The following is a 22,825-nucleotide window of genomic DNA, read 5'->3' as shown; positions in this document are numbered from 1 at the left end:
GTTACTCCTTAGTCGTCAGCTAATGCAGCAAGCAAGTCAGCTTGTTCCTCTTGCATTAATGGTTCGATAATGCCGTTTAAATCGCCTTCCATGATTTCATTTAAGCGATATAAGGTTAAATTGATGCGGTGCTCACTCATACGACCTTGTGGGAAGTTATAAGTACGAATACGTTCAGAGCGATCGCCACTGGCAACAAGATTACGACGAGTAGATTCTTCTTCACTACGACGTTTATCATCTTCAACCGCTTGTAAACGAGCAGAAAGAACACTCATCGCTTGGGCACGGTTTTTATGTTGCGAGCGTTGATCCTGACATTCAACCACAATACCTGACGGTACGTGAGTAATACGAATAGCTGAATCGGTTTTGTTGACGTGCTGTCCACCTGCGCCAGATGCGCGGAAGGTATCGACTTTTAAGTCAGCAGGGTTAATGGAAATCTGTTCAGCTTCTGGGACTTCAGGCAATACAACCACGGTAACCGCTGATGTATGCACCCGACCTTGAGATTCTGTTTCTGGTACACGTTGTACACGGTGTCCGCCAGATTCAAACTTTAATTTACCGTAAACGCCTTCGCCACTGACTTGTACAATCAGTTCTTTAAAGCCACCATGCTCACCTTCGTTGGAGTTCATGATTTCTAGCTGCCACTTATTCGACTCACAATAACGTGAATACATGCGGAATAAATCACCCGCAAAAATAGCGGCTTCATCACCACCCGCGCCGGCGCGGATTTCTATGAAGGCATTGCGATCATCATTTGGATCTTTAGGCAGCAATAAGATTTGTAGTTCATCTTCAAGCGCAGCAATGGCTTTTTTGGCATCTTTGATTTCTTCTTGAGCCATTTCACGCATCTCAGCGTCATCTTCAGTGAGCATTTCTTGTGCTGACTCAAGATCACCTTGTGCTTCTTTAAACTCTTTGAAACTTTTTACAATATCTTCTAACTGAGAATACTCTTTTGATAAGCCGCGAAAGCGGTCTTGATCCGCAATTACTTGTGCATCACTGAGTAATGCCAATACTTCTTCATTACGTTCAAGCAAGCCTTCCAGCTTGTTAATAACCGACTGTTTCATTTAGCTTTATTACCTTAAGTTTTATCTAAACCAAGCGTGACCCGTAATTGGCCTAAGGTATTCAAGTCTCCTTGACGACTAGCAGAGGTTAACGCTTGTGTCGGTGCATGAATTAAGCGATTGGTTAACCTGTTGGCCAACTCTAAAATCACTTGCTCATTGTCACCACCTTGAGTCAATTTATTCAAGGCGCGCTCTACTAATTCATCTTTAATGGCCAAACTCTGGCTTCGGTACTCTCGAATACTATCTACAGACTCTAACGAACGAACCCACTCCATAAAGATATGGGATTGTTCATCGGCAATTACTTCTGCCTGCTCGGCGGCTTCTTTACGTGAAGCCATGTTCTGTTCAATGATGCTGTGTAAATCGTCCACAGTATAAAGGAAAGCATCATCTAATTCGCCAACTTCTGCTTCTATATCTCGAGGAACAGCAATATCAACCAATAGCATTGGTTGGTGACGACGTTGTTTCAGCGCCTTTTCGACCATGCCTTTACCTAATATAGGTAGTGGGCTGGCGGTGGAGGATATCACGATATCAGCTTTAGGTAGATAGTCAGGTATCTCTTGAAGCGTTATGGCTGTTGCATTGAACTCTTCGCACATAGCTTGAGCGCGTTCAATGGTTCGGTTAGCAACGACAATACCGGCCACTTCATTATCTTTTAGATGCTTAGCAACCAGTTCAATGGTTTCACCCGCGCCAATCAATAATACATTGGTGGTGCTAAGTGATGAGAAAATGTGTTTGGCCATGCTGACTGCAGCAAAAGCCACAGAAACGGCAGCGGCGCCAATTTCGGTTTCGGTACGCACCTTTTTAGCCACTGAGAAGGTATTTTGAAATAAGCGGTCGATAGTGACGGCTGTAGTGCCCGCCTCTTTCGCTTTAACAAAAGCTTGTTTCACTTGCCCGAGAATTTGTGGTTCTCCAAGTACCAGTGAATCCAATCCAGAAGATACGCGCATTAAATGTTGAACACATTGTTGATTTTCATAACTATAGATACAAGGTAACAACTCTTCGTGGCTAAGATTATGATAATCCTCAAGCCATTCAATGATGTCTTCCTTGGTTCCATTATTACAGTAGAGTTCTGTGCGATTACATGTAGACACGATCACGGCTTCGCCCGAGCTAGTACGACTAGCCAGACTCTTCATGGCATCATGAATTTTATCCGGTGAAAAGGCGACTTTCTCACGAAGGTCGACTGTGGCGGTTTTATGATTTATTCCGATTGCTACTAGGCTCATGTGACTCGTTTTAAGTTCTTCGCAGGATCATTAATTAGGCTATTCTACTTAATTGGTAAAACTAAAAACACAATTGGCTTAACAAAACCGAATAATTGTTTATTTTTTTTCTAATAATTCTATCTTGTTAACAAAATAGATAATCATTTGACAAAATTCACCAATAAAAAGAGCCCTTACAAGTATCTCTTTTTACAGTCGTTGTCCAGAACATGACATTTAAATCATGATATGGGCATTAATTTGAAAAGCATTTTTACAATCACCTTGCTGACCAGTATCATGAGTTATAACATTTAGCCCAGTGAGTTCCTTTGCGAAATTTAACCCATCACCTAAAACACTTACTGCTTTTGAGCTGTTTATTTTTAACAGCGTGCTCTATCAGTCCACCCCATACATTAACCGAAGTTGATGTCAAAAACCCCCACCAAGCACAAGCTTGGGAATTACAAGGTAAACTCGCCTTTCGCTCTGATAGCGACAAATTTAGTACCAACTTATTCTGGCTTCACGATCAAATAGGTCAGCATGATAGAAATGAATTAAAACTGACTACCATGATTGGCACGACAGTGCTGTCTCTCAAGTCTGAAAATGGTCTCGCCAGTATCGATGTGCAAGATAAGACTTATACAGATAGCAATCCAGAACGACTAATTCAGCGCGTTAGCGGCATGACGATCCCTATCAATAAGTTGCCTCTTTGGATTACCGGTCAAGTCACCGAAGAAGATCAAGTAATAGAATATAATGAAGACGGCAGTATTAAATATTTCATCAGTGCTGAAAATGGTGAAAATTGGCACGTCAAATTTGCCAGCTACCAAACACAAAGTGGTGCTCGGTTACCACGACTATTGCAAATCAATCGCGCTGATGTGCAAATCAAAATTCAGATAAACCAGTGGCAAGCACTCGCCGCACAAGCGCCTGAAACTAATATGGCTTTAGATAGTGAACCACGTGAAGTGACTAATTAGAAGTCAATAGCTAATAAGTGAATAGCTAAGACGGACTTAAAGGTGGACGCGCCACTTTTGCGGCAATAATTATTGGTAACTATGATTATTTGTAACCATGAATACGACCAACACAGCTACTATTACGAATAGCACTACTACTTATTACGACCAGCACTACTACTTATTACGACCAGCACTACTTTAATCAAACTAAAAGATGTTCTTTAATGACAATGAATAATGTGAATACAGCAATTTCAAGCAATTGGCCTGCCCCAGCAAAGCTCAATTTATTTCTGCATATTACTGGTCAGCGCGCTGATGGCTATCATGAGCTGCAAACTCTTTTTCAGTTTATTGACCATTGTGACTACTTAGATTTTCAACCAACCAATAATAAACAGATAAGCTTACATTCTGAATTATCGAAAGTTGTCGCAGAAAAAGATAACTTAATTCTAAAGGCCGCAAAATCTTTACAAGAATATTCCGATTATCAAGGTGGCGCAGAGATTTGGTTGCGTAAAAACCTGCCGATGGGAGGGGGTTTAGGTGGCGGTTCATCCGATGCAGCAACGACATTAGTAGCCTTAAATAAGCTGTGGAAATTGAATTTATCCGCCGATAAACTTGCCCAAATCGGCTTACAACTTGGCGCCGATGTCCCTGTTTTCATTAATGGTTTTGCTGCATTTGCCGAAGGTGTTGGTGAGCAACTCATTAACGTCAAGCCAGCCGAATTATACTACTTGGTGATAGTGCCTAAAGTGCATGTATCAACCCAAGCCATATTCCAAGATCCTAATTTACCGCGTAATACCCCTAAACTGGATATTAATAGTTTAATGCAGCAAAATTGGTCAAATGATTGCCAAAAACTTGTCACACTTAAGCACCCTCAAGTTGCCAATGCATTGGGCTGGCTGGTAGAATATGCGCCGTCAAGAATGACCGGAACAGGCGCATGCGTCTTCGGTGAGTTCAAGCAGCAACAAACAGCCCTGGACGCCTTGGCTCAACTGCCAAGCACCATGAATGGTTTTGTTGCTAAAGGCTTAAATCAGTCACCTTTGATGACAAGATTGAGTCAAAATTAAAAATATTTATCTTCTAGAGACGTGTTTAAGCTTAACAATGACATCATTGCTAAGTTCACATTTTTAGCCACTAACTTAAAGCCAACACCTGAGGTTCATAAAGTGCCCGATATCAAGCTCTTTGCTGGTAACGCTACCCCTAAACTAGCCAAAAAAATAGCCGACCGTTTATTTTGCAAACTTGGCGATGCAGTAGTAGGCCGTTTCAGCGACGGTGAAATCAGTGTTCAAATTAATGAGAACGTACGTGGTGCTGATGTATTCATCATCCAATCGACTTGTGCACCGACAAACGACAACCTAATGGAACTTATCGTTATGGTTGATGCTCTTCGTCGTGCATCTGCTGGCCGTATTACCGCTGTAATTCCTTACTTTGGTTATGCTCGTCAAGATCGTCGTGTAAGAAGTGCTCGTGTTCCAATCACTGCTAAAGTCGTAGCTGACTTCTTATCAAGTGTTGGTGTTGATCGCGTATTAACATGTGATCTTCATGCAGAGCAAATTCAAGGTTTCTTTGATGTGCCTGTTGATAACGTATTCGGTAGCCCAGTGTTACTAGAAGACATGTTAGCGAAGAAATTAGATAACCCTGTTGTCGTTTCTCCTGACATCGGTGGCGTTGTACGTGCTCGTGCTGTTGCCAAGTTACTTGATGATTCTGATTTAGCAATTATTGATAAACGTCGCCCACAAGCGAACGTTGCTCAAGTAATGCATATCATTGGTGATGTTCAAGGTCGCGATTGTATTATCGTTGATGACATGATCGATACTGGCGGTACTTTGTGTAAAGCGGCTGAAGCATTAAAAGAACATGGTGCAAACCGTGTATTTGCTTATGCAACCCACCCAGTATTTTCAGGTAATGCAGCGCAAAATATCGCTGAGTCAGTCATCGATGAAGTTATCGTTACTGATACAGTGCCATTGAGCGATGAAATTGCCAAACTTGATAAAGTGACTCAGCTAACAATGTCAGCTGTACTTGCTGAAGCGATTCGTCGCGTAAGCAACGAAGAGTCAATTTCTGCGATGTTCCGTCACTAATCGCTGATTGGTGTCAATGTCGTAAAAAACGCACTCAATTGAGTGCGTTTTTTTATGCGGCTAAACTTATAACATAAGTTTTTATTCCTCACTTTCTATAGTCACTTTCTATAGTCACTTTCTTTTGCAACTCTCTTTAATCACTCTTGAATCACCCTCTTGAATCACAAAGCATGCCGAGCAAGATTCGTTCATAGCCACATTCGTATTTATTGCCTCTTTGCCATAACAAGTTCAAGCTCACTAACCGTTTTACATGAATAGCTTTTACTCAGTTACATTACCCAATTCCACCCACCTTTATTCAAAAGCACCTTTATTGAGAAGGCACAGAAGCTTGAATAGCGAGCCACATTAGCTATTGGTAACCTAGGCTTATCGCAATGGAGAATAATTGCGCCACCACCTTCTGACTGCCCCTTGTACTATTTAATCCTTTAGCTACAGACGAGTCATGCAAAAATAAACTCTGATTGTTAATCGAGCTGTATGAGGCTTAAGAGAGTGGTAGATGTCAATTAGGCGAGAATATAGGGAAAGGGTAACAATCAGTCGAGCAACACACTCGATCTAGAAAAGTTGAAGATAATGAGAAAGGATTTGCGGGGAAATCTAGTTTTACCAAATTACAGGCAACAAAAAGCCCGTCAAAAGACGGGCTGTTTGCTTGATTGCAATAATCAAATTTGGCTGGGATACCAGGATTCGAACCTGGGGATGCCGAGATCAAAACCCGGTGCCTTACCACTTGGCGATATCCCAAAATTTTTAATATGTATTTATTCAAAAAATAAATCACATATTAATAGAATCATTTGATGGTACGGGAAGAGAGACTTGAACTCTCACACCTTACGGCACCAGAACCTAAATCTGGCGTGTCTACCAATTCCACCACACCCGCATCAAATCATTCTCAGAATAAACTCTATTATATATAGAGTAAACCCTGTTTGTTGCTCTTTTCTAACTAAATAGTATAGGGTTTCCCACTATTCTACCTATAAAACATGGTAGCAATGGCGGGACTTGAACCTGCGACCCCAGCATTATGAATGCTGTGCTCTAACCAGCTGAGCTACATTGCCAAAGATTGGCTGGGATACCAGGATTCGAACCTGGGGATGCCGAGATCAAAACCCGGTGCCTTACCACTTGGCGATATCCCAATAATCTATACTACTTACTTTAAAATGGCTGGGATACCAGGATTCGAACCTGGGGATGCCGAGATCAAAACCCGGTGCCTTACCACTTGGCGATATCCCAATCTAAAGCTTTTACGAAAAACCCGCTAATGCCAGCCTTTCTATATAATGGTACGGGAAGAGAGACTTGAACTCTCACACCTTACGGCACCAGAACCTAAATCTGGCGTGTCTACCAATTCCACCACTCCCGCACTGACTCTGTTTAACATCCAGAACACGATGCTCATTTAACCTTGAGAAGGTAGCTAGTCATATGTCTAAAATCTTACGATTCTAACTAACTAGCGAATCTCTAGTTTGACATCTTGAGAAGATGGTAGCAATGGCGGGACTTGAACCTGCGACCCCAGCATTATGAATGCTGTGCTCTAACCAGCTGAGCTACATTGCCACTATGTTTTTCTTTGCCCTCGTTGTGAGGACGGGGCGTATTATGCTTATTCGAGGTATCGAGGTCAACTGCTTTTTTTAGCTAATTTCATCATTTGCTACTGTTCGGCTATAAGTTCACCAAACTGCATGCCAAATCGACAAAAACCACCACTAAAGTTAACCTCGACTCCTTGAATAGCTAATTATAGCCTGAAAAAACTTTTATACGTTGAACAAGAAATGCATTACATCGCCATCTTTAACGATATAAGTTTTACCTTCTACACGTAATTTACCTGCATCTTTAGCGCCAGCTTCACCTTTAAACTCGATAAAGTCGTCATAAGCCATAACTTGAGCACGAATAAACCCGCGTTCAAAGTCAGTATGGATAACACCAGCAGCTTGTGGCGCACTAGCACCAACAGGCACAGTCCATGCTCTTACTTCTTTAACACCAGCAGTAAAGTAAGTTTGTAAGTCGAGTAACTCATAACCACCACGGATAACGCGATCAAGGCCAGACTCTTCAAGACCAAGGTCAGCCATAAACTCTGTACGCTCTTCAGCGTCCATTTCAGCAAGCTCTGACTCAATAGCAGCACAAACTGGCACAACAACCGCATTTTCTGTCGCAGCAATCGCTTTAACAACATCAAGATGTGGATTATTTTCAAAGCCATCTTCTGCTACGTTAGCAATGTACATAGTTGGCTTTAACGTTAAGAAGTTTAAGTAAGCAATGGCTGCTACTTCTTCTTTGGTTAAATCCATTGAACGTAACATTTGGCCTTGATCTAAGATTGGACGCATTTTTTCGAGTATTTCAACTTCAAACTTAGCATCTTGATCGCCGCCTTTAGCGCGCTTTTGCTGACGGAAGATAGCACGTTCTACGCTATCTAAATCCGCTAAAGCAAGCTCAGTGTTAATCACTTCGATATCGCCAGCTGGGTCAATCTTGTTAGCAACGTGAACAATGTTTTCATCTTCAAAGCAACGTACAACATGACCAATCGCATCAGTTTCACGAATGTTAGCTAAGAATTTATTACCTAAGCCTTCACCTTTAGATGCACCGGCTACTAGACCTGCAATATCAACAAATTCCATTGTCGTTGGTAAAATGCGTTCAGGATTAACAATCGCTGCTAATGCTTCTAGACGAGCATCAGGTACTGGCACTACACCCGTATTTGGCTCAATAGTACAAAACGGGAAGTTAGCAGCTTCAATGCCTGCTTCAGTTAACGCATTAAATAGTGTTGACTTACCAACGTTTGGCAAACCAACAATGCCGCATTTAAAACCCATGATCTTTACCTTTATATAATTAAACTCACCGTAATAGTGGTGAGTGTGTCAATTCAATATCTAAAGCGCGTAAACTATTCCGCTTTAAATGTGTGTAATCTGTTCATCGCTTTCGCCATGTCTTCTTTAAGTAGTATTTCAGTGGATCGCACCGCTTCATCTATCGCTGCATCCATTTTTTCTTGATCGCTTGCCGGCGCTTTACCCAAGACATAACCACTGACGCGATTTTTATCTCCAGGATGACCAATACCAATACGTAATCGGTGAAAGCCTTTTTCATTAGCCAGCTTAGCAATAATATCTTTTAATCCGTTATGACCACCGTGACCGCCACCAAGCTTAAACTTAGCAACGCCCGGTTCCATGTCCAGTTCGTCGTGTGCCACTAATATTTCTTCAGGTAAAATCCGAAAAAAGTTCGCTAGGGCACCGACTGACTTACCACTTAAATTCATAAAAGTAGTAGGAATAAGTAATCGTACATCTTTACCATCAATAGTCACTCTAGCGGTTAAACCAAAGTATTTACTATCAGGCGCTAACGTTGCTCCACATAAACGAGCTAACTCTTGTACATACCATGCACCAGCATTATGACGAGTTTGGGCGTATTCCGCACCAGGGTTGGCAAGGCCGACAATTAGTTTAATTTGACTCATTAGCACTCAATTTCAGTGGTTAAATGACCGCGCAACAGCAATATTTACCCAGACCTATATAAGTAATAGACCAAAAAATAATGATTTGATTGCACGAAAGCGCGGCATTTTAACACTCAAAACAGAACTCAACAAATGCAGAGTGAAAAATAGCGCCAATGGAATTCACTTTGGAACTGTTAATAACAGTAATTGATAAAGTAAATCCCATTAAGCACGGTAATAAAGCAAGGCGTTGGAAAGGAGTTTAGCTAAAACACACTAGAGCAAATTTAAACAAGCCCAAGCGCGTACTTAAGCACTTTTTTCTTGATTGGATTATCGTGATTAGCTAATTTCAACAATCCGTTTCTCAATAGTTTCACAGGCAATAAGTCATTACTAAAGCCAGCATAAAAAGCATCCATTGCTGACATCATCAATAAATTATCGCTATAACGTTTACATTGATATTGCTTCAAACATGATTCTGTCCACCAAGGTTTGTCATTACCTACCGCATCGGCAATCGTCGCTATCAACACATCAACATCTTTAAAACCAATATTGACGCCCTGCCCTGCTAGCGGATTGATGGTGTGCGCAGCATCCCCAAGAATGACAATATTATCTCGGCAATAGTCTTGGGCATGACGTCTTGTCAGCGGAAAACTGCCTCTATCTATAACGGTAAAGTTCGGATCAAGCCTTGATGGAAAGTTAAGCTTAATTTGTTCAGCCAGTTGCTTATGATTAAGCTGCATAAGCTGTTTAATGCGACTATTACTGTCATACCAAACTAAGGAAGCGTTATTGCCCGGTAATGGCAGTAATGAGCGTGGCCCCTGTGGGGTAAACTGTTGCCAAGTGATATCTTGCTGTTCAGTTGCTGTTTCAACATTAATAAGCATGGCTGATTGAGCATAATCCCAACCAGTAATACCAATGCCAGCCCATTGTCTTACTTGTGAATTTGCACCATCAGCGCCCACTAATAATGACGCAGTTAATTCCACACCACTTTTAAGCGTCACTTTAATACCCTGAATACCCTGAATACCCTGAGACAGTGATTTAACGTCACTATTGCTCATTTCAATACGTTCGAACGTAGCAACGCTATCAGGGCAATAGCAATGCACGTTATCCATAGTGTCTATTTGCTGCCAAAGACTGAGTTGAATTAAGCGATTTTCAAAAAAGTAGCCTAAGTGTGATTCGCCGATTTGATCGGCATGAAAGCGGGTAATAAAATCATCCATCTCCCAGGTTTCTAAGCCTTTATAAGCAACATGGCGCATAGTGCGTAATTGCTCCATCACGCCTAAGCGTTCAAGTAATTGCTCAGATGCAACACTGATGGCAGACACTCGAAGATCTAATGGTTGTTCAGGTAAATACGCTTTAGGTTGGTATGCTTCAATCATCGCCACATTTAAACCCAGCTGGCCTAAACCCACTGCCACAGCTGCGCCGACCATGCCACCGCCAACGATGACGACATCATATTCAACTACGTTTGATGTTTGCTGCATTGTATATCTACCTTAATAAGAAGCCGTAAGTCTAAAATCGCAAAACTAGAATAAGTAACTTAAATGACGAAAACCAATAAACTAAAACGAATAAATATGCGTTCAAAATATGTACAAAGATGTCTGTAACTGCTCAATCGTGTCGATATGTTTCTATATAGAGGATGAGCAACACCTGCTTACAATGACGAATCAATAGCCTGTAAATCCCTGCATATACTCTAACTGTCTAATGAAAACACCTTGTACAATATTCCTGATAACAAGGTAAGAGAGGATAGTATGTTGAGTCTTAAAACCTATTTACAATCTAGTTCAATTAGCAACCAGTTAACGTTAAGTCATGAACCAGCACACGGCCTTTTCTACAAAAAGATAAGCCGATATCTTGTTGCTGGCGTTATCACAATAGCCGCTATGGTTCCAATCGCATCACAAGCGCAATCATTAATGCAAAATAAAGCTGAAACGCAATCGATGGAAACCATTACCGTCATTCATCGTTCAGCCTTTGATTATGCCTTATATGAACAAACCACGGAAATGCTTACACACTTTAATCGAGAGCTAGCCCAAAAAATAATTGTTCAAGCAAGGTTTAATAACCTCACTATGGCCAAAGAGTTTGGTTTTTTTGCTAATCAATCAAACGAGTTAGCCCTAATAGATAAATACCCTGAAAATATAGGGGTATTGGAGATTTCAGAATAATGCTGACTTAGTGTGCACAAAGGCTAGCCAGCGAGCCTTTGTGCAGTTAAAATACTCGGCTATTTTTCTGTGGTAATAGAACGGCGTAACTGATGAGTAAAAAACTACACATAAAAACCTGGGGCTGTCAGATGAACGAGTACGATTCATCTAAAATGGCTGACTTGCTGGACGATGCTCAGGGTTATACCTTGACTGAGAATGCTGAAGAAGCAGACGTACTGCTACTTAACACATGCTCAATTCGCGAAAAAGCGCAGGAAAAAGTGTTTCATCAGCTTGGTCGCTGGAAAACCTTAAAAGATAAAAATCCTAATTTAATTATCGGTGTGGGTGGTTGTGTTGCCTCGCAAGAAGGTAAAGCCATTAAAGACCGTGCACAGTGTGTCGATATTATTTTCGGGCCACAAACTCTGCATCGTTTACCAGAAATGATTACTCAAATTAATAATGGCGATAAAGCGGTTATTGATGTGAGTTTCCCTGAAATCGAGAAATTCGATCGTCTACCTGAGCCTAGAGCTGATGGTCCATCTGCATTTGTGTCTATTATGGAAGGTTGCAGTAAGTACTGCTCTTTCTGTGTAGTGCCATATACTCGTGGTGAAGAAGTAAGCCGCCCTGCTGATGATGTCATTTTAGAAATCGCACAACTTGCAGAGCAAGGTGTACGTGAAGTAAACCTTCTTGGTCAAAATGTGAATGCTTTTCGCGGTGCTACCCATGACGATGATATCTGCACATTCGCAGAGTTATTGCGCTTAGTTGCTTCAATCGATGGTATTGACCGCGTTCGCTTTACCACAAGTAACCCGATTGAATTTTCACAAGATATTGTTGATGTGTATGAAGACACGCCAGAATTGGTGAGCTTCTTACATTTACCAGTGCAATCAGGTTCGGATCGCATTCTAACCAATATGAAACGTGGCCACATGGCAATCGAATATAAGTCTATTATTCGCCGCTTACGTAAAGCCCGTCCTGATATCCAAATCAGTTCTGACTTCATTATTGGTTTCCCTGGTGAATCAAATGCTGACTTTGAAGATACGATGAAGTTAATCGAAGACGTAAGCTTTGATCACAGTTTCAGCTTTATCTACAGTGCGCGTCCAGGTACACCAGCAGCTGACTTACCTGATGATGTCACAATGGAAGAGAAGAAAAAGCGTTTAGCGATTCTTCAAGATCGTATTACTCAACAAGCGATGCGCTACAGCCGTCAAATGTTAGGTACAGTTCAACGTATTCTTGTTGAAGGCCCTTCAGTTAAGAATCCAATGGAACTTCGCGGCCGTACTGAAAACAACCGTGTCGTGAATTTTGAAGCTGATCCTAAGTGTATTGGCGGATTTGTTGACGTTGAAATTGTTGACGTTTATACCAACTCGCTACGTGGTACATTTATCCGTGGTGAAGATGAAATGGATTTACGTCGTAGCTTACGACCTTCTGATATCGTAGCAAAACATAAAACTGATGATGAAATCGGCGTGACCCAATTTAACCCAGCGGGTTAATTGTCATTGCAGTGATATCTGTAACAAAGATTATCATTCGTTAATAAAGGCGGCCTCGAGCCGCCTTTATTGTGCTTTTAAGTTAATACCGTGGTATTTTAACAGCCACTTATTTAGCATTCATTTTCTTTTGGAGCATTATTTTTGTCCACTAAAGTCACTACCATGAATTTATATCTCGAGCCTTCAGAGAATCGAAGACTTGCCTCATTATGTGGTCCATATGACGATAACATTAAGCAACTTGAACGCCGTTTAGGTGTTGAGATTATCCACAAGAACAACCATTTCACCATCGTTGGCCTACCTAGGCATGCATTCAACACAAATAACCTACTAAAGCAGCTATATATAGAGACACAAACTGTTAAAGGTAGCACCCCAGATTTAGAACCTGAACGGGTACATTTAGCTATTCAAGAAGTTATCAATCTTGAAGCTCACTCGTCAGCTGAAGATGACACGCTACATATTAAAACCAAGCGCGGCATCATTAAACCACGCAATCCAAATCAGTCGGTTTATGTGGCTAACATGGCTAAGCATGACATCACATTTGGTGTAGGCCCAGCTGGAACAGGTAAAACCTATCTTGCTGTCGCTGCCGCTGTTGATGCACTTGAACGACAAGAAGTTAGACGCATATTACTGACTCGCCCAGCTGTTGAAGCGGGTGAGAAGCTAGGGTTTCTTCCGGGTGATTTAAGTCAAAAAGTCGACCCCTATTTACGCCCTCTTTATGATGCTTTGTTTGAGATGATGGGCTTTGAAAAGGTCGAAAAATTACTTGAGCAAAATGTTATTGAAGTCGCGCCATTAGCCTATATGCGCGGCCGAACCCTTAACGATGCTTTTGTTATTTTAGATGAAAGCCAAAATACCACGGTAGAACAAATGAAAATGTTCTTAACCCGGATTGGTTTTAACTCAAAAGCGGTTATCACTGGTGACATTACCCAGATTGATTTACCTCGCAGTCAAAAGTCAGGTCTTCGCCAAGCTATTGAAGTGTTGAGTGAAGTGGATGACATTAGCTTTAACTTCTTTGTCTCACAAGATGTTGTGCGACACCCTATTGTCGCCAGAATCGTGGAAGCTTATGAAGCATTTGACAGTAAAGAGCTGGCATTAAAGGCTGAAAAAGAGCGTCAATATAAACAACGCCAAAATGCCTTAAATGAACAAATGGCTAATACCACTGCAGAAAAAGCCTCAACTGAAAATGCATCTGCAGGAAATCTCCCTATAAGTCAGATTGAAATAAGCAAAGACGGAGCGATTAACAATGAGTCTTGAGCTTGAATTAGATCTGCAAATTGCTGTGGAAGATACCAGTAAGTTACCCACTCAAGCTGAGTTTGAATTGTGGGTTAGAACAGCGCTTGGCAATACCATGGAGCAAGCTGAACTCACAATCAGAATCGTTGAGAATAGTGAAAGCCAGCAGCTTAACAATACTTACCGTGGTAAAGACAAGCCGACTAATGTATTGTCTTTCCCCTTTGAAGCGCCTCCAGGGATAGAGCTACCGCTATTAGGCGATCTCATCATTAGTGTTGAGGTTGTAGAACTTGAAGCAAATCAACAGAATAAGCCCCTTGTTGCACATTGGGCCCATATGGTCATCCACGGCTGCTTGCATTTGCTAGGTTATGACCATATTATCGACAATGAAGCTGAAGAAATGGAGTCATTAGAGACTCAACTCATTGAAGGCTTAGGTTTTTCAAATCCATATAAGGAAGCGTAAATAAATCACAAGACGGCATAAACATGTTTTCTTTGATTTAGTAAAATATTATGAGTGACGACATCCCCCCGAGTACCAACGCCCGCAAAAAAAACTGGATTGACAAAATTAGTCAGATGTTTCAGGGCGAGCCTCAAAATCGCGAAGATCTTGTAGACGTAATTGCTGGCGCTGAAGAGCGTGATTTAATTACTGAAGACACGCGAGAGATGATGAATGGCGTTTTAGAAGTTTCAGGGTTGCGAGTACGCGACATTATGATCCCTAGAAGCCAAATAGTCACATTGCAAATAGATAGCACCGTTGATGTGTTACTAAAGACAGTTATCGAATCTGCACATTCCCGTTTTCCAGTGGTTAACGAGGATAAAGATCATATTGAAGGTATTTTGCTTGCAAAAGACTTACTTAAATATGGTTTTAAACAATCAGAACAGCCATTCTCCCTACATCAAGTTATTCGACCTGCGGTTGTTGTTCCTGAGAGCAAACGTGTCGATGTACTGCTAAAAGAATTCCGTTCACAGCGATATCATATGGCCATAGTGGTTGATGAATATGGCGGTGTTTCAGGCCTCGTCACCATTGAAGATATCTTGGAAGAAATCGTTGGTGAGATTGAGGACGAATTCGATCACAGCTCAGTAGAAGATACGGAAATCAAAAAGATCAGTAATACCGTGTTTATGATTAAAGCACGCACACCTATTGATGAATTTAATGAAGCTTGTGGTACGCAATTCAGTGATGAAGAGTTTGATACCGTTGGCGGCTTAGTTTCTCACGCATTTGGCCATTTGCCAGAACGTAATGAAAGCGTCGTCATCGACAATATTGAATTTAAAGTGACTAACGCAGATACAAGACGTTTAATTCAGTTAAGTGTGAAGTTACCTGATCCAAAACTTCTAGAAGACAACGACGACTAACTCTGTGCAAATAAAAAATATCTCTATGTCATCACTATTAAAGATGGTGACAGCATTTGTCGCAGGTGCTTCAACCACACTTGCCTTTGCTCCTTACTCTATTTGGGCCTTTTATCCTGCTGCATTGCTATTTGTTTTATGGCAAAGCCGCAGATTATCCCCTAAAGAAAACTTCTTTCATTGGTTAAGTTTCGGATTTGGCTGTTTTGCATTTGGCATTAGCTGGGTGCATGTCAGCATGGATACGTTTGGTGGTTTACCGCTAATCGTATCCATGGGGCTTATGGCTTCACTGGCCTTTTACCTGGCTTTATATCCCGCATTGGCCGGTTACCTCACCGCTAAGTTGACCCATTTTCAGCGCAGTCGAAGTTGGCACGTTTACTTTCGTTATTTAGGTTTATTTCCTGCTCTTTGGGTATTTACCGAGTGGATGCGTGGATGGGTGCTAACAGGTTTCCCTTGGTTATGGGCAGGTTATAGTCAAACTCAAGGGCCGTTATCGGAGCTTGGCAGTGTCATTGGTGCTCTAGGATTGAGCTATGTCATCGCTTTACTTTGCGGCAGTGTAGTCCTGGTTTTATATAAACGTTTTGCTAGCGCCATCATCATACTTAGCTTAGTGTTAATCAGTACCTATTTAGCGCCAAAAATATCTGATATCACCCCGAGAAATGAAACGGTAAAGGTCGCGCTGGTTCAAGGTAATATTGCACAAAGTATGAAGTGGGAGCCTGATGCATTATGGCCAACCTTGCTCAAATACATGGATCTTAGTCGTCCCAATTTTGATGCTGATATCATCATTTGGCCAGAAGCAGCCATACCAGCCCCAGAATCTATGGTAGCCGATTTTTTACATAACACAGATAAAGTCGCCAACTTAAATAATAGTGCCATCATCACCGGTATTATTAGTATGCAAAAGAATGATTTTTATAACTCTCTTATTGTCTTAGGGAATGCTAATCATCCTGAACAATCTGAAGGTGATTATGTGGGAAATGGTATTAATGATTATAAGAAACATCATTTATTACCCGTTGGTGAATTCGTCCCATTTGAAACCATTTTACGCCCATTAGCACCATTTTTTAACTTGCCAATGTCCTCATTTGCTCGTGGTACTTATGAGCAGAAAAACCTCAATGCTCTAGGCTATCAAGTCGCCCCCGCCTTGTGTTACGAAATCGTCTTTCCAGAGCAGTTACGGGCTAACGTGAATAAAGACACTGATTTTTTACTCACTGTGTCTAATGATGCCTGGTTTGGTGACTCAATCGGTCCACTGCAGCATATGGAAATAGCCCAAATGCGCGCAATTGAGTTGGGGCGCCCTTTAGTAAGAGCCACCAACAACGGCGTTACCGCAGTGGTTGATATCAAAGGTCGTATCACTCACCAACTTCCACAGTTTAAAGCGGGAGTACTGGTTGCCGATGTGCCTTTATTTGATGGGGAAACATGGTTTAAGCGTATTGGCCAAACGCCATTATTGATATTATGCAGCTTATTAATATTATTTGGTTTTATTCATAAATATTTATTACGCAAGCGTAAAACAAGCAAATAACCTTGGCTAACACTAGCTCAAATAACTAATGCAAACTACTAATAGCAAGCTCACCAGAGCTTGCTATTTTTTATGTAGGCTAATGCATATACAGCATTCAAAAACGCACTCAACAATCTAAGGTGCTAGTGATTCTCGGGTAAACATCTCGTTATCACACTGCGGACAATCTGGGATTAGGCTCGGAAACTCTATGCTCATTTCGTGATTACATTCAGTACAAATCACTTTACCCTGGTTAATTATTTCACCAGACATATAAAATCCTTGATGCTTAAAATCTTGAGCTATCTCATGCCACTCAACTTGGCTCCTATCGGTAATTTCACCCAGCCAGTGCCATAAGGTGTTTTCAATACCTATTACAGTCGGACTAAAACTGAGGTTATCGGCATTTTCCTCTTTTACGTAGCTGGCAATGTCTCGCTTTAAAAATTCTTCTACTAATGCAAGTTCATCTGCTTCTGCAGTCGACTTCAATTGCAAATAGTCTTTACACTGGGTCACTGAAGCAAAAAGGCTCTTTGCAGTCAATGAGTTATCATCATCAAACTGTTGCTTAACTTGCTCGAAAAGCGTCTGGTAAAGTGCCAATAATGCTGAACTTCGTCCACTCATAGTAAATACTCCTTCATCTGAACCTTTTTAATGCATCACTTCTAGTTTATTCTATGCAGATCTTACTCGCGTTTTTTAGCGCTAGATCAAACAATGGGCGGCATTGGCCGGAATAGAGTGATGCAAGAGCAATATAATCCCTCAGAAATTGAAGCCTTGGTGCAAAAGCACTGGGAAGACAAAAAAACCTTCGAAGTAACTGAAGATGAAGACAAAGAGAAATTTTACTGTCTCTCAATGTTCCCTTATCCATCAGGTCGACTTCACATGGGACACGTACGTAACTACACCATAGGTGATGTTGTCGCTCGTTACCAACGTTTACAAGGTAAAAATGTTCTACAACCTATCGGTTGGGACTCTTTCGGCCTGCCTGCAGAAAATGCCGCTATCAATAATAAGACTGCGCCTGCACCTTGGACTTACGAAAATATCGATTACATGAAGAACCAACTTAAGCTGTTAGGTTTTGGTTATGATTGGAGTCGTGAAATTGCTACCTGTACCCCTGAGTATTACCAGTGGGAACAATGGTTCTTCACCCAGTTATTTGAAAAAGGTTTAGTCTACAAAAAGACTGCCTCAGTTAACTGGTGTCCAAATGATGAAACTGTACTGGCCAATGAGCAAGTACAAGACGGCTGCTGCTGGCGCTGTGATACTGAGGTGGTTCAAAAAGAAATCCCTCAGTGGTTTATTAAAATCACCGATTACGCTGAAGAATTATTAAATGATATTGATAATTTAGATGAGTGGCCAGAGCAAGTTAAAGCGATGCAACGTAACTGGATTGGTCGTAGTGAGGGTATCGAAATGACCTTCCAAGTGGCTAACAGTGACCAAAGCTTTGATATTTATACCACCCGTCCTGACACTGTGATGGGTGTAACCTATGTTGCTATTGCAAGTGGTCATCCACTCGCTGAAGCTGCTGCGCAAAATAACCCTGCGCTTGCTGCATTCATTGAAGAATGCAAAAACGTTGATACCACCGAAGCGGCAATGGCTGCGATGGAAAAGAAAGGCGTTGCTACAGGTCTTAATGCAATCCACCCATTAACGGGCAAAGAAGTGCCTATTTGGGTCGGTAACTTTGTATTAATGAACTACGGTACTGGCGCTGTAATGTCAGTTCCAGCTCATGATCAACGTGATTACGAATTCGCTAAAAAATACGGTTTAACCATTGAAGCCGTTATCAAGCCAGCTGATAGCGACGTCGATGTTAGTGAAGCTGCATTCACTGATAAAGGCGTGCTATTTAATTCTGCTGAGTTTGACGGTTTAGACTTCCAAGCTGCATTCGATGCCATTGATGCCAAACTAACTGCACAAGGCAAAGGTAAGCGTCAAGTGAACTTCCGTCTACGTGACTGGGGTGTATCGCGTCAACGCTACTGGGGCGCTCCTATCCCTATGGTTACGCTTGAAGATGGCACTGTAATGCCAACACCTCCAGAGCAACTTCCGGTAATTTTACCAGAAGATGTGGTTATGGATGGTATTCAAAGCCCGATTAAAGCTGACAAAGAGTGGGCTAAAACCACGGTTAATGGCCAGCCAGCATTACGTGAAACAGATACCTTTGATACCTTCATGGAATCATCTTGGTATTACGCACGTTACTGTAGCCCGCACGCAGATCAAATGCTTGATCCTGCTAAAGCTAACTACTGGTTACCGGTTGATCAATATATTGGTGGTATCGAGCATGCTTGTATGCACCTTTTATATTTCCGTTTCTTCCATAAATTGCTACGTGATATCGGCTTAGTTGACTCAGATGAGCCAGCAAAACGTTTACTTACGCAAGGTATGGTATTAGCAGATGCTTATTACTATAACAATGCAAAAGGCGCCCGTGTTTGGGTTTCTCCAGCTGATGTAACAGTTCAAGAAACTGACGACAAAGGCCGCGTAGTTAAAGCCGTTGACAGTGAAGGTCATGAACTGGTTTATACCGGCATGAGCAAAATGTCTAAATCAAAGAATAACGGTATTGACCCGCAAGAAATGGTTGATAAGTACGGTGCTGACACTGTGCGTTTATTCATGATGTTTGCAGCGCCACCAGAGCTAACACTTGAATGGCAAGAGTCAAGTGTTGAAGGTGCGCATCGTTTCATTAAGCGTTTCTGGAAAACGGCTCATGATCATATCGCTCAAGGTGATGTGGTTGAGCTAGATCCAAAAGCACTTGATAACAATCAAAAAGCGCTTCGCCGTGAATTGCACAAGACGATTGCTAAAGTCAGTGATGATGTTGAACGTCGTCAGATGTTCAATACCGCCATTGCCGCGATTATGGAACTGATGAACAAATTGCAAAAAGCCCCGTCTGCTAATGAGCAAGACAGAGCGCTGATGCAAGAAGCATTATCAGCAGTAACACGTTTACTTTACCCAATCATTCCACATACTTGTTTCAGCATGTGGCATGCATTAGGCAATAGCGCTGATATTGAAGAGTGCTTATGGCCAACAGTTGATGAGTCTGCACTTGTTGAAGACAGCAAACTAATTATCGTTCAGGTTAACGGTAAAGTTCGCGCTAAAATTACTGTAGCGGCTGATGCAGCTAAAGAAGAAGTTGAAGCGCTAGGTTTAGCTGATGAAAATGTACTTAAATTTACCGATGGCGTGACAATACGTAAAGTGATTTATGTACCAGGTAAACTACTAAGTATCGTTGCTAAATAATTTAAGTAGCGATTGTTAGCTAACAAATAGTAAGCACGATAGATTGAAGGTTACTAATCCTTAAATAATTAGTAACCTTCAAATTTTACTCAAGCCGTTTAATGGATTATTTCAGCGACACATTGAGTAAATAACCACTACAGAACAATCATACTTTTGGTAATGAATTCGATAAGTAAAAGGATGTCAAAAACAGTGATGCTAACCAAACGCATTAGCTTGGCCATGTTAGCCCTCGTCATTATGACCAGTGCAGGTTGCGGCTTTAAGTTACAACGTAGTTACTCTATTCCAGCCGAGCTTGAAGAGTTACATTTACGTTCTAATGACCAATACAGTGAACTGACTCGACTCGTTAACGACCGACTACGAATTCACCGTATAACAACCGTGCCAGCATCAGACGAAACACCGACCTTAAGACTCATCAATGACTCTCTAGAGCGTGCAACATTGTCGTTATATCCTACTGGTAACGTTGCTGAGTATGAACTTATCTATGTCGTTAATTACGCCGTGATTTTACCGGGTGATGAACCACAGATTTTCATATCAGAAATTAGACGAGATTATCAAGACGATCCACGCACAGCACTTGCAAAAAGCCGAGAAATGGAAATGCTAGTCAAAGAAATGCGTATTCAAGCTGCAGATAATATTATTCAAACTCTGGCCTCAATCGAGGTGAATTGATGCGGGTTTACCCAGATCAAATAAATCAGCACCTCAAAAATCTGCACGGTAGTTACTTACTTTTTGGTGACGACCCTTGGCTCATTGAAAATTGTAAAGCTCAAGTTCTTAAAGCCGCTAAAAAACAAGGCTTTGATGAGCGAGTTCATTTAACTCAAGACAATACCTTTAGCTGGAATGATTTACTGCAAGAATGGCAATCAATGAGTCTTTTTGCCAGCCGCCGAATTATCGAACTCACTCTCCCGCAAGCGAAACCTGGCACCGAAGGTTCTGCCGCATTCATATCAATGATGCAAAACCCCAATCCAGACATTATCTTGATCATCCATGGGCCAAAGCTATCAGCTGAAACCAAGAGCAAATGGTTTAAGGTGCTCGATAGCGATGGGATTTATTTACCTTGCGCGACACCTGAAGGTAAACAGTTCCAGCGTTGGTTAGATAACCGTATTCATCATTACAAGTTACATGTACAGATGGATGCTAAAGCCATGTTGTTTAACTTATTTGAAGGCAATTTATTAGCCGCCGAACAAGCCTTACAATTATTGCAATTATTGAGTCCTGATGAACCGATCCATAGCGATCACTTAACCGATTATTTTGAAGACCAATCACGTTTTACTGTTTTTCAATTAACCGATGCGCTGTTAAGTAACCATCAAAAACATGCTCAGCATATGTTAGTCCAGCTCAACGCTGAAGGAACGGCCATGCCTATCCTGATGTGGGCATTGTTTAAAGAATTAAACGTATTGCTCAGCTTGAAAATGGCAGTAGAACAAGGCGAACAACTCAATAGCTTATGGCCTAAACATCGTATTTGGGATAAACGAAAACCCTTATACCAGGCAGCATTAACACGGCTTACACTCAATCAAATTGAACACATGTTAGCCTTTGCATCTAAAATAGAGCGAAATCTGAAACAGCAGGGGATAGAAGACTGGACGGCGATGAGCCATTTATGTTTGTTGTTCGACCCGAATGCTCACAGACGACTTGCCCATATTGAGTTGCAAACATGAAGATTGGGATTTTAGGAGGCACCTTTGATCCTATTCATTATGGCCACATCAAACCTGCTATCGAAGTAAAGCAACAACTCGGCTTAGACCAAATTTGGTTAATGCCAAATCATATTCCTCCCCATAAAGAATCAACCCGAGTTAGCAGTAAACATCGATTGGCAATGGCGACGATGGTTTGTCAGCAATATGCCGATTTCGATGTATGCGACATTGAAGTTAATCGCGACACCCCATCTTACACAGCAAAAACCCTTGAATTATTAACTGAGCGCTACCCTGAACATCAGTTTTATTTCATCATGGGCACAGATTCATTTCTTCAATTAGCCTCATGGCATCAATGGCAGAAATTATTTGAACTTTGTCATTTAGTCATTTGCCGTAGACCGGGTTGGTCAGCTAATCGTGATCACCCTATGATGCAATTGTTGATAAAGAATCAATTAGATTTTTCAAAAAGGGTGATCGAAGGAAAAACTGAATTCAAAACAGGGCAAATATTTCCCGTTGATGTCACTGAACAAGATATTTCATCAACCGAAATAAGACAGCAACTAACGCCAACTGCAAAAAGTACTGTTAATTTCCCTCCTAAATCGTCATTGAAAACTGATAATGGAAATTTATTAGTTGAAGGCGCACCTTTAATAACTGAACAGTCTTTAAAAAATAAACTGCCTCCTTGTATCCAAGCCTATATTTTACATCATCAATTATACCAATAGCCCCCTTCAAGTGAGCCCTCAAAAA

At 41.4% G+C, this 22,825-nt stretch carries 19 protein-coding genes and 7 tRNA genes; 13 read left to right on the top strand and 13 right to left on the bottom strand.

Annotation, left to right across the window (positions count from 1 at the left end; all coding sequences use genetic code 11):
* Window positions 1-8 precede the first annotated feature (8 nt).
* Entirely contained in the window at window positions 9-1,094 is a 1,086-nt protein-coding gene (gene prfA / locus FPK91_RS18510; RefSeq protein WP_144213179.1) for a peptide chain release factor 1, read from the bottom strand.
* Between the two features lie 14 nt (window positions 1,095-1,108).
* A complete protein-coding gene (gene hemA, locus FPK91_RS18505) occupies window positions 1,109-2,359 on the bottom strand; it encodes a glutamyl-tRNA reductase (protein ID WP_144213177.1) in 1,251 nt (416 codons plus the stop codon).
* 314 nt (window positions 2,360-2,673) lie between these two features.
* Between hemA and lolB the strand changes: the two genes are divergently transcribed.
* From lolB to FPK91_RS18490, 3 genes are all read left to right on the top strand, one after another.
* On the top strand, window positions 2,674-3,342 hold the full coding sequence (gene lolB, locus FPK91_RS18500) for a lipoprotein insertase outer membrane protein LolB (protein WP_144213176.1): 669 nt from the start codon (window positions 2,674-2,676) through the stop codon (window positions 3,340-3,342).
* 224 nt (window positions 3,343-3,566) lie between these two features.
* The gene (ispE, locus tag FPK91_RS18495; protein ID WP_144214574.1) at window positions 3,567-4,421 is read left to right on the top strand and encodes a 4-(cytidine 5'-diphospho)-2-C-methyl-D-erythritol kinase; all 855 of its coding nucleotides are present in this window, start codon (window positions 3,567-3,569) and stop codon (window positions 4,419-4,421) included.
* A 102-nt stretch (window positions 4,422-4,523) separates the two neighbouring features.
* Window positions 4,524-5,471: a ribose-phosphate pyrophosphokinase gene (locus FPK91_RS18490; protein ID WP_144214572.1), complete on the top strand. Its 948-nt coding sequence runs from the start codon at window positions 4,524-4,526 to the stop codon at window positions 5,469-5,471.
* A gap of 687 nt (window positions 5,472-6,158) precedes the next feature.
* Here the strand turns inward: FPK91_RS18490 and FPK91_RS18485 are convergent.
* The 10 genes from FPK91_RS18485 to FPK91_RS18440 form a co-directional block, all read right to left on the bottom strand.
* Window positions 6,159-6,233: transfer RNA gene (locus tag FPK91_RS18485), tRNA-Gln, on the bottom strand.
* 57 nt (window positions 6,234-6,290) lie between these two features.
* Window positions 6,291-6,375, bottom strand: a tRNA-Leu gene (locus tag FPK91_RS18480).
* Between the two features lie 107 nt (window positions 6,376-6,482).
* A tRNA-Met gene (locus FPK91_RS18475) sits at window positions 6,483-6,559 on the bottom strand.
* 6 nt (window positions 6,560-6,565) lie between these two features.
* Window positions 6,566-6,640, bottom strand: a tRNA-Gln gene (locus tag FPK91_RS18470).
* A 25-nt stretch (window positions 6,641-6,665) separates the two neighbouring features.
* Window positions 6,666-6,740: transfer RNA gene (locus FPK91_RS18465), tRNA-Gln, on the bottom strand.
* A gap of 48 nt (window positions 6,741-6,788) precedes the next feature.
* Window positions 6,789-6,873: transfer RNA gene (locus tag FPK91_RS18460), tRNA-Leu, on the bottom strand.
* A gap of 123 nt (window positions 6,874-6,996) precedes the next feature.
* A tRNA-Met gene (locus FPK91_RS18455) sits at window positions 6,997-7,073 on the bottom strand.
* 203 nt (window positions 7,074-7,276) lie between these two features.
* Complete coding sequence (gene ychF, locus FPK91_RS18450) at window positions 7,277-8,368, bottom strand: redox-regulated ATPase YchF (protein WP_144213174.1); 1,092 nt, start codon at window positions 8,366-8,368, stop codon at window positions 7,277-7,279.
* A 74-nt stretch (window positions 8,369-8,442) separates the two neighbouring features.
* Window positions 8,443-9,030: an aminoacyl-tRNA hydrolase gene (gene pth, locus FPK91_RS18445; protein WP_144213172.1), complete on the bottom strand. Its 588-nt coding sequence runs from the start codon at window positions 9,028-9,030 to the stop codon at window positions 8,443-8,445.
* Window positions 9,031-9,302: 272 nt separating this feature from the next.
* On the bottom strand, window positions 9,303-10,544 hold the full coding sequence (locus tag FPK91_RS18440; RefSeq protein ID WP_144213170.1) for an FAD-dependent monooxygenase: 1,242 nt from the start codon (window positions 10,542-10,544) through the stop codon (window positions 9,303-9,305).
* Window positions 10,545-10,826: 282 nt separating this feature from the next.
* On the opposite strand from FPK91_RS18440, the gene FPK91_RS18435 reads away from it, so the two are divergent.
* From FPK91_RS18435 to lnt, 6 genes are all read left to right on the top strand, one after another.
* Window positions 10,827-11,255, top strand: a complete 429-nt coding sequence (locus FPK91_RS18435) for a hypothetical protein (protein WP_144213168.1) — start codon at window positions 10,827-10,829, stop codon at window positions 11,253-11,255.
* A gap of 92 nt (window positions 11,256-11,347) precedes the next feature.
* Complete coding sequence (gene miaB / locus FPK91_RS18430; protein WP_144213166.1) at window positions 11,348-12,778, top strand: tRNA (N6-isopentenyl adenosine(37)-C2)-methylthiotransferase MiaB; 1,431 nt, start codon at window positions 11,348-11,350, stop codon at window positions 12,776-12,778.
* Window positions 12,779-12,922: 144 nt separating this feature from the next.
* Window positions 12,923-14,074, top strand: coding sequence for a PhoH family protein (locus tag FPK91_RS18425; RefSeq protein ID WP_144213164.1), 1,152 nt, complete (start codon window positions 12,923-12,925; stop codon window positions 14,072-14,074).
* Window positions 14,064-14,528, top strand: coding sequence for an rRNA maturation RNase YbeY (gene ybeY, locus FPK91_RS18420; protein ID WP_144213162.1), 465 nt, complete (start codon window positions 14,064-14,066; stop codon window positions 14,526-14,528). Before FPK91_RS18425 ends, ybeY begins: the two co-directional genes overlap by 11 nt.
* Before the next feature lie 50 nt (window positions 14,529-14,578).
* On the top strand, window positions 14,579-15,457 hold the full coding sequence (corC, locus tag FPK91_RS18415) for a CNNM family magnesium/cobalt transport protein CorC (RefSeq protein ID WP_144213160.1): 879 nt from the start codon (window positions 14,579-14,581) through the stop codon (window positions 15,455-15,457).
* Between the two features lie 25 nt (window positions 15,458-15,482).
* On the top strand, window positions 15,483-17,030 hold the full coding sequence (gene lnt, locus FPK91_RS18410; RefSeq protein ID WP_144213158.1) for an apolipoprotein N-acyltransferase: 1,548 nt from the start codon (window positions 15,483-15,485) through the stop codon (window positions 17,028-17,030).
* A 117-nt stretch (window positions 17,031-17,147) separates the two neighbouring features.
* Here the strand turns inward: lnt and FPK91_RS18405 are convergent, their stop codons facing one another.
* Window positions 17,148-17,648 carry a zinc ribbon-containing protein gene (locus tag FPK91_RS18405; protein WP_144213156.1) on the bottom strand — a complete coding sequence of 167 codons (501 nt, stop codon included), beginning with the start codon at window positions 17,646-17,648 and terminating at the stop codon, window positions 17,148-17,150.
* 120 nt (window positions 17,649-17,768) lie between these two features.
* Here FPK91_RS18405 and leuS point away from each other — a divergent pair, with 120 nt between their 5' ends.
* The 4 genes from leuS to nadD all read left to right on the top strand — a co-directional run bounded on the left by leuS (window position 17,769) and on the right by nadD (window position 22,800).
* Entirely contained in the window at window positions 17,769-20,348 is a 2,580-nt protein-coding gene (gene leuS / locus FPK91_RS18400) for a leucine--tRNA ligase (RefSeq protein WP_144213154.1), read from the top strand.
* A 198-nt stretch (window positions 20,349-20,546) separates the two neighbouring features.
* Window positions 20,547-21,041 (top strand): LPS-assembly lipoprotein LptE, encoded by a 495-nt coding sequence (locus FPK91_RS18395; RefSeq protein WP_144214570.1) that lies wholly within the window; start codon window positions 20,547-20,549, stop codon window positions 21,039-21,041.
* Window positions 21,041-22,072 carry a DNA polymerase III subunit delta gene (gene holA / locus FPK91_RS18390; RefSeq protein WP_144213152.1) on the top strand — a complete coding sequence of 344 codons (1,032 nt, stop codon included), beginning with the start codon at window positions 21,041-21,043 and terminating at the stop codon, window positions 22,070-22,072. Before FPK91_RS18395 ends, holA begins: the two co-directional genes overlap by 1 nt.
* On the top strand, window positions 22,069-22,800 hold the full coding sequence (gene nadD / locus FPK91_RS18385; protein WP_144213150.1) for a nicotinate-nucleotide adenylyltransferase: 732 nt from the start codon (window positions 22,069-22,071) through the stop codon (window positions 22,798-22,800). Before holA ends, nadD begins: the two co-directional genes overlap by 4 nt.
* The last annotated feature ends 25 nt before the right edge of the window (window positions 22,801-22,825 follow it).

Origin of the sequence: Shewanella donghaensis, assembly GCF_007567505.1 — a bacterium.
Lineage (GTDB): Bacteria > Pseudomonadota > Gammaproteobacteria > Enterobacterales > Shewanellaceae > Shewanella > Shewanella donghaensis.
Note: the sequence above shows the minus strand (reverse complement) of the source record. Positions and strands in the feature narration are given on the sequence as shown.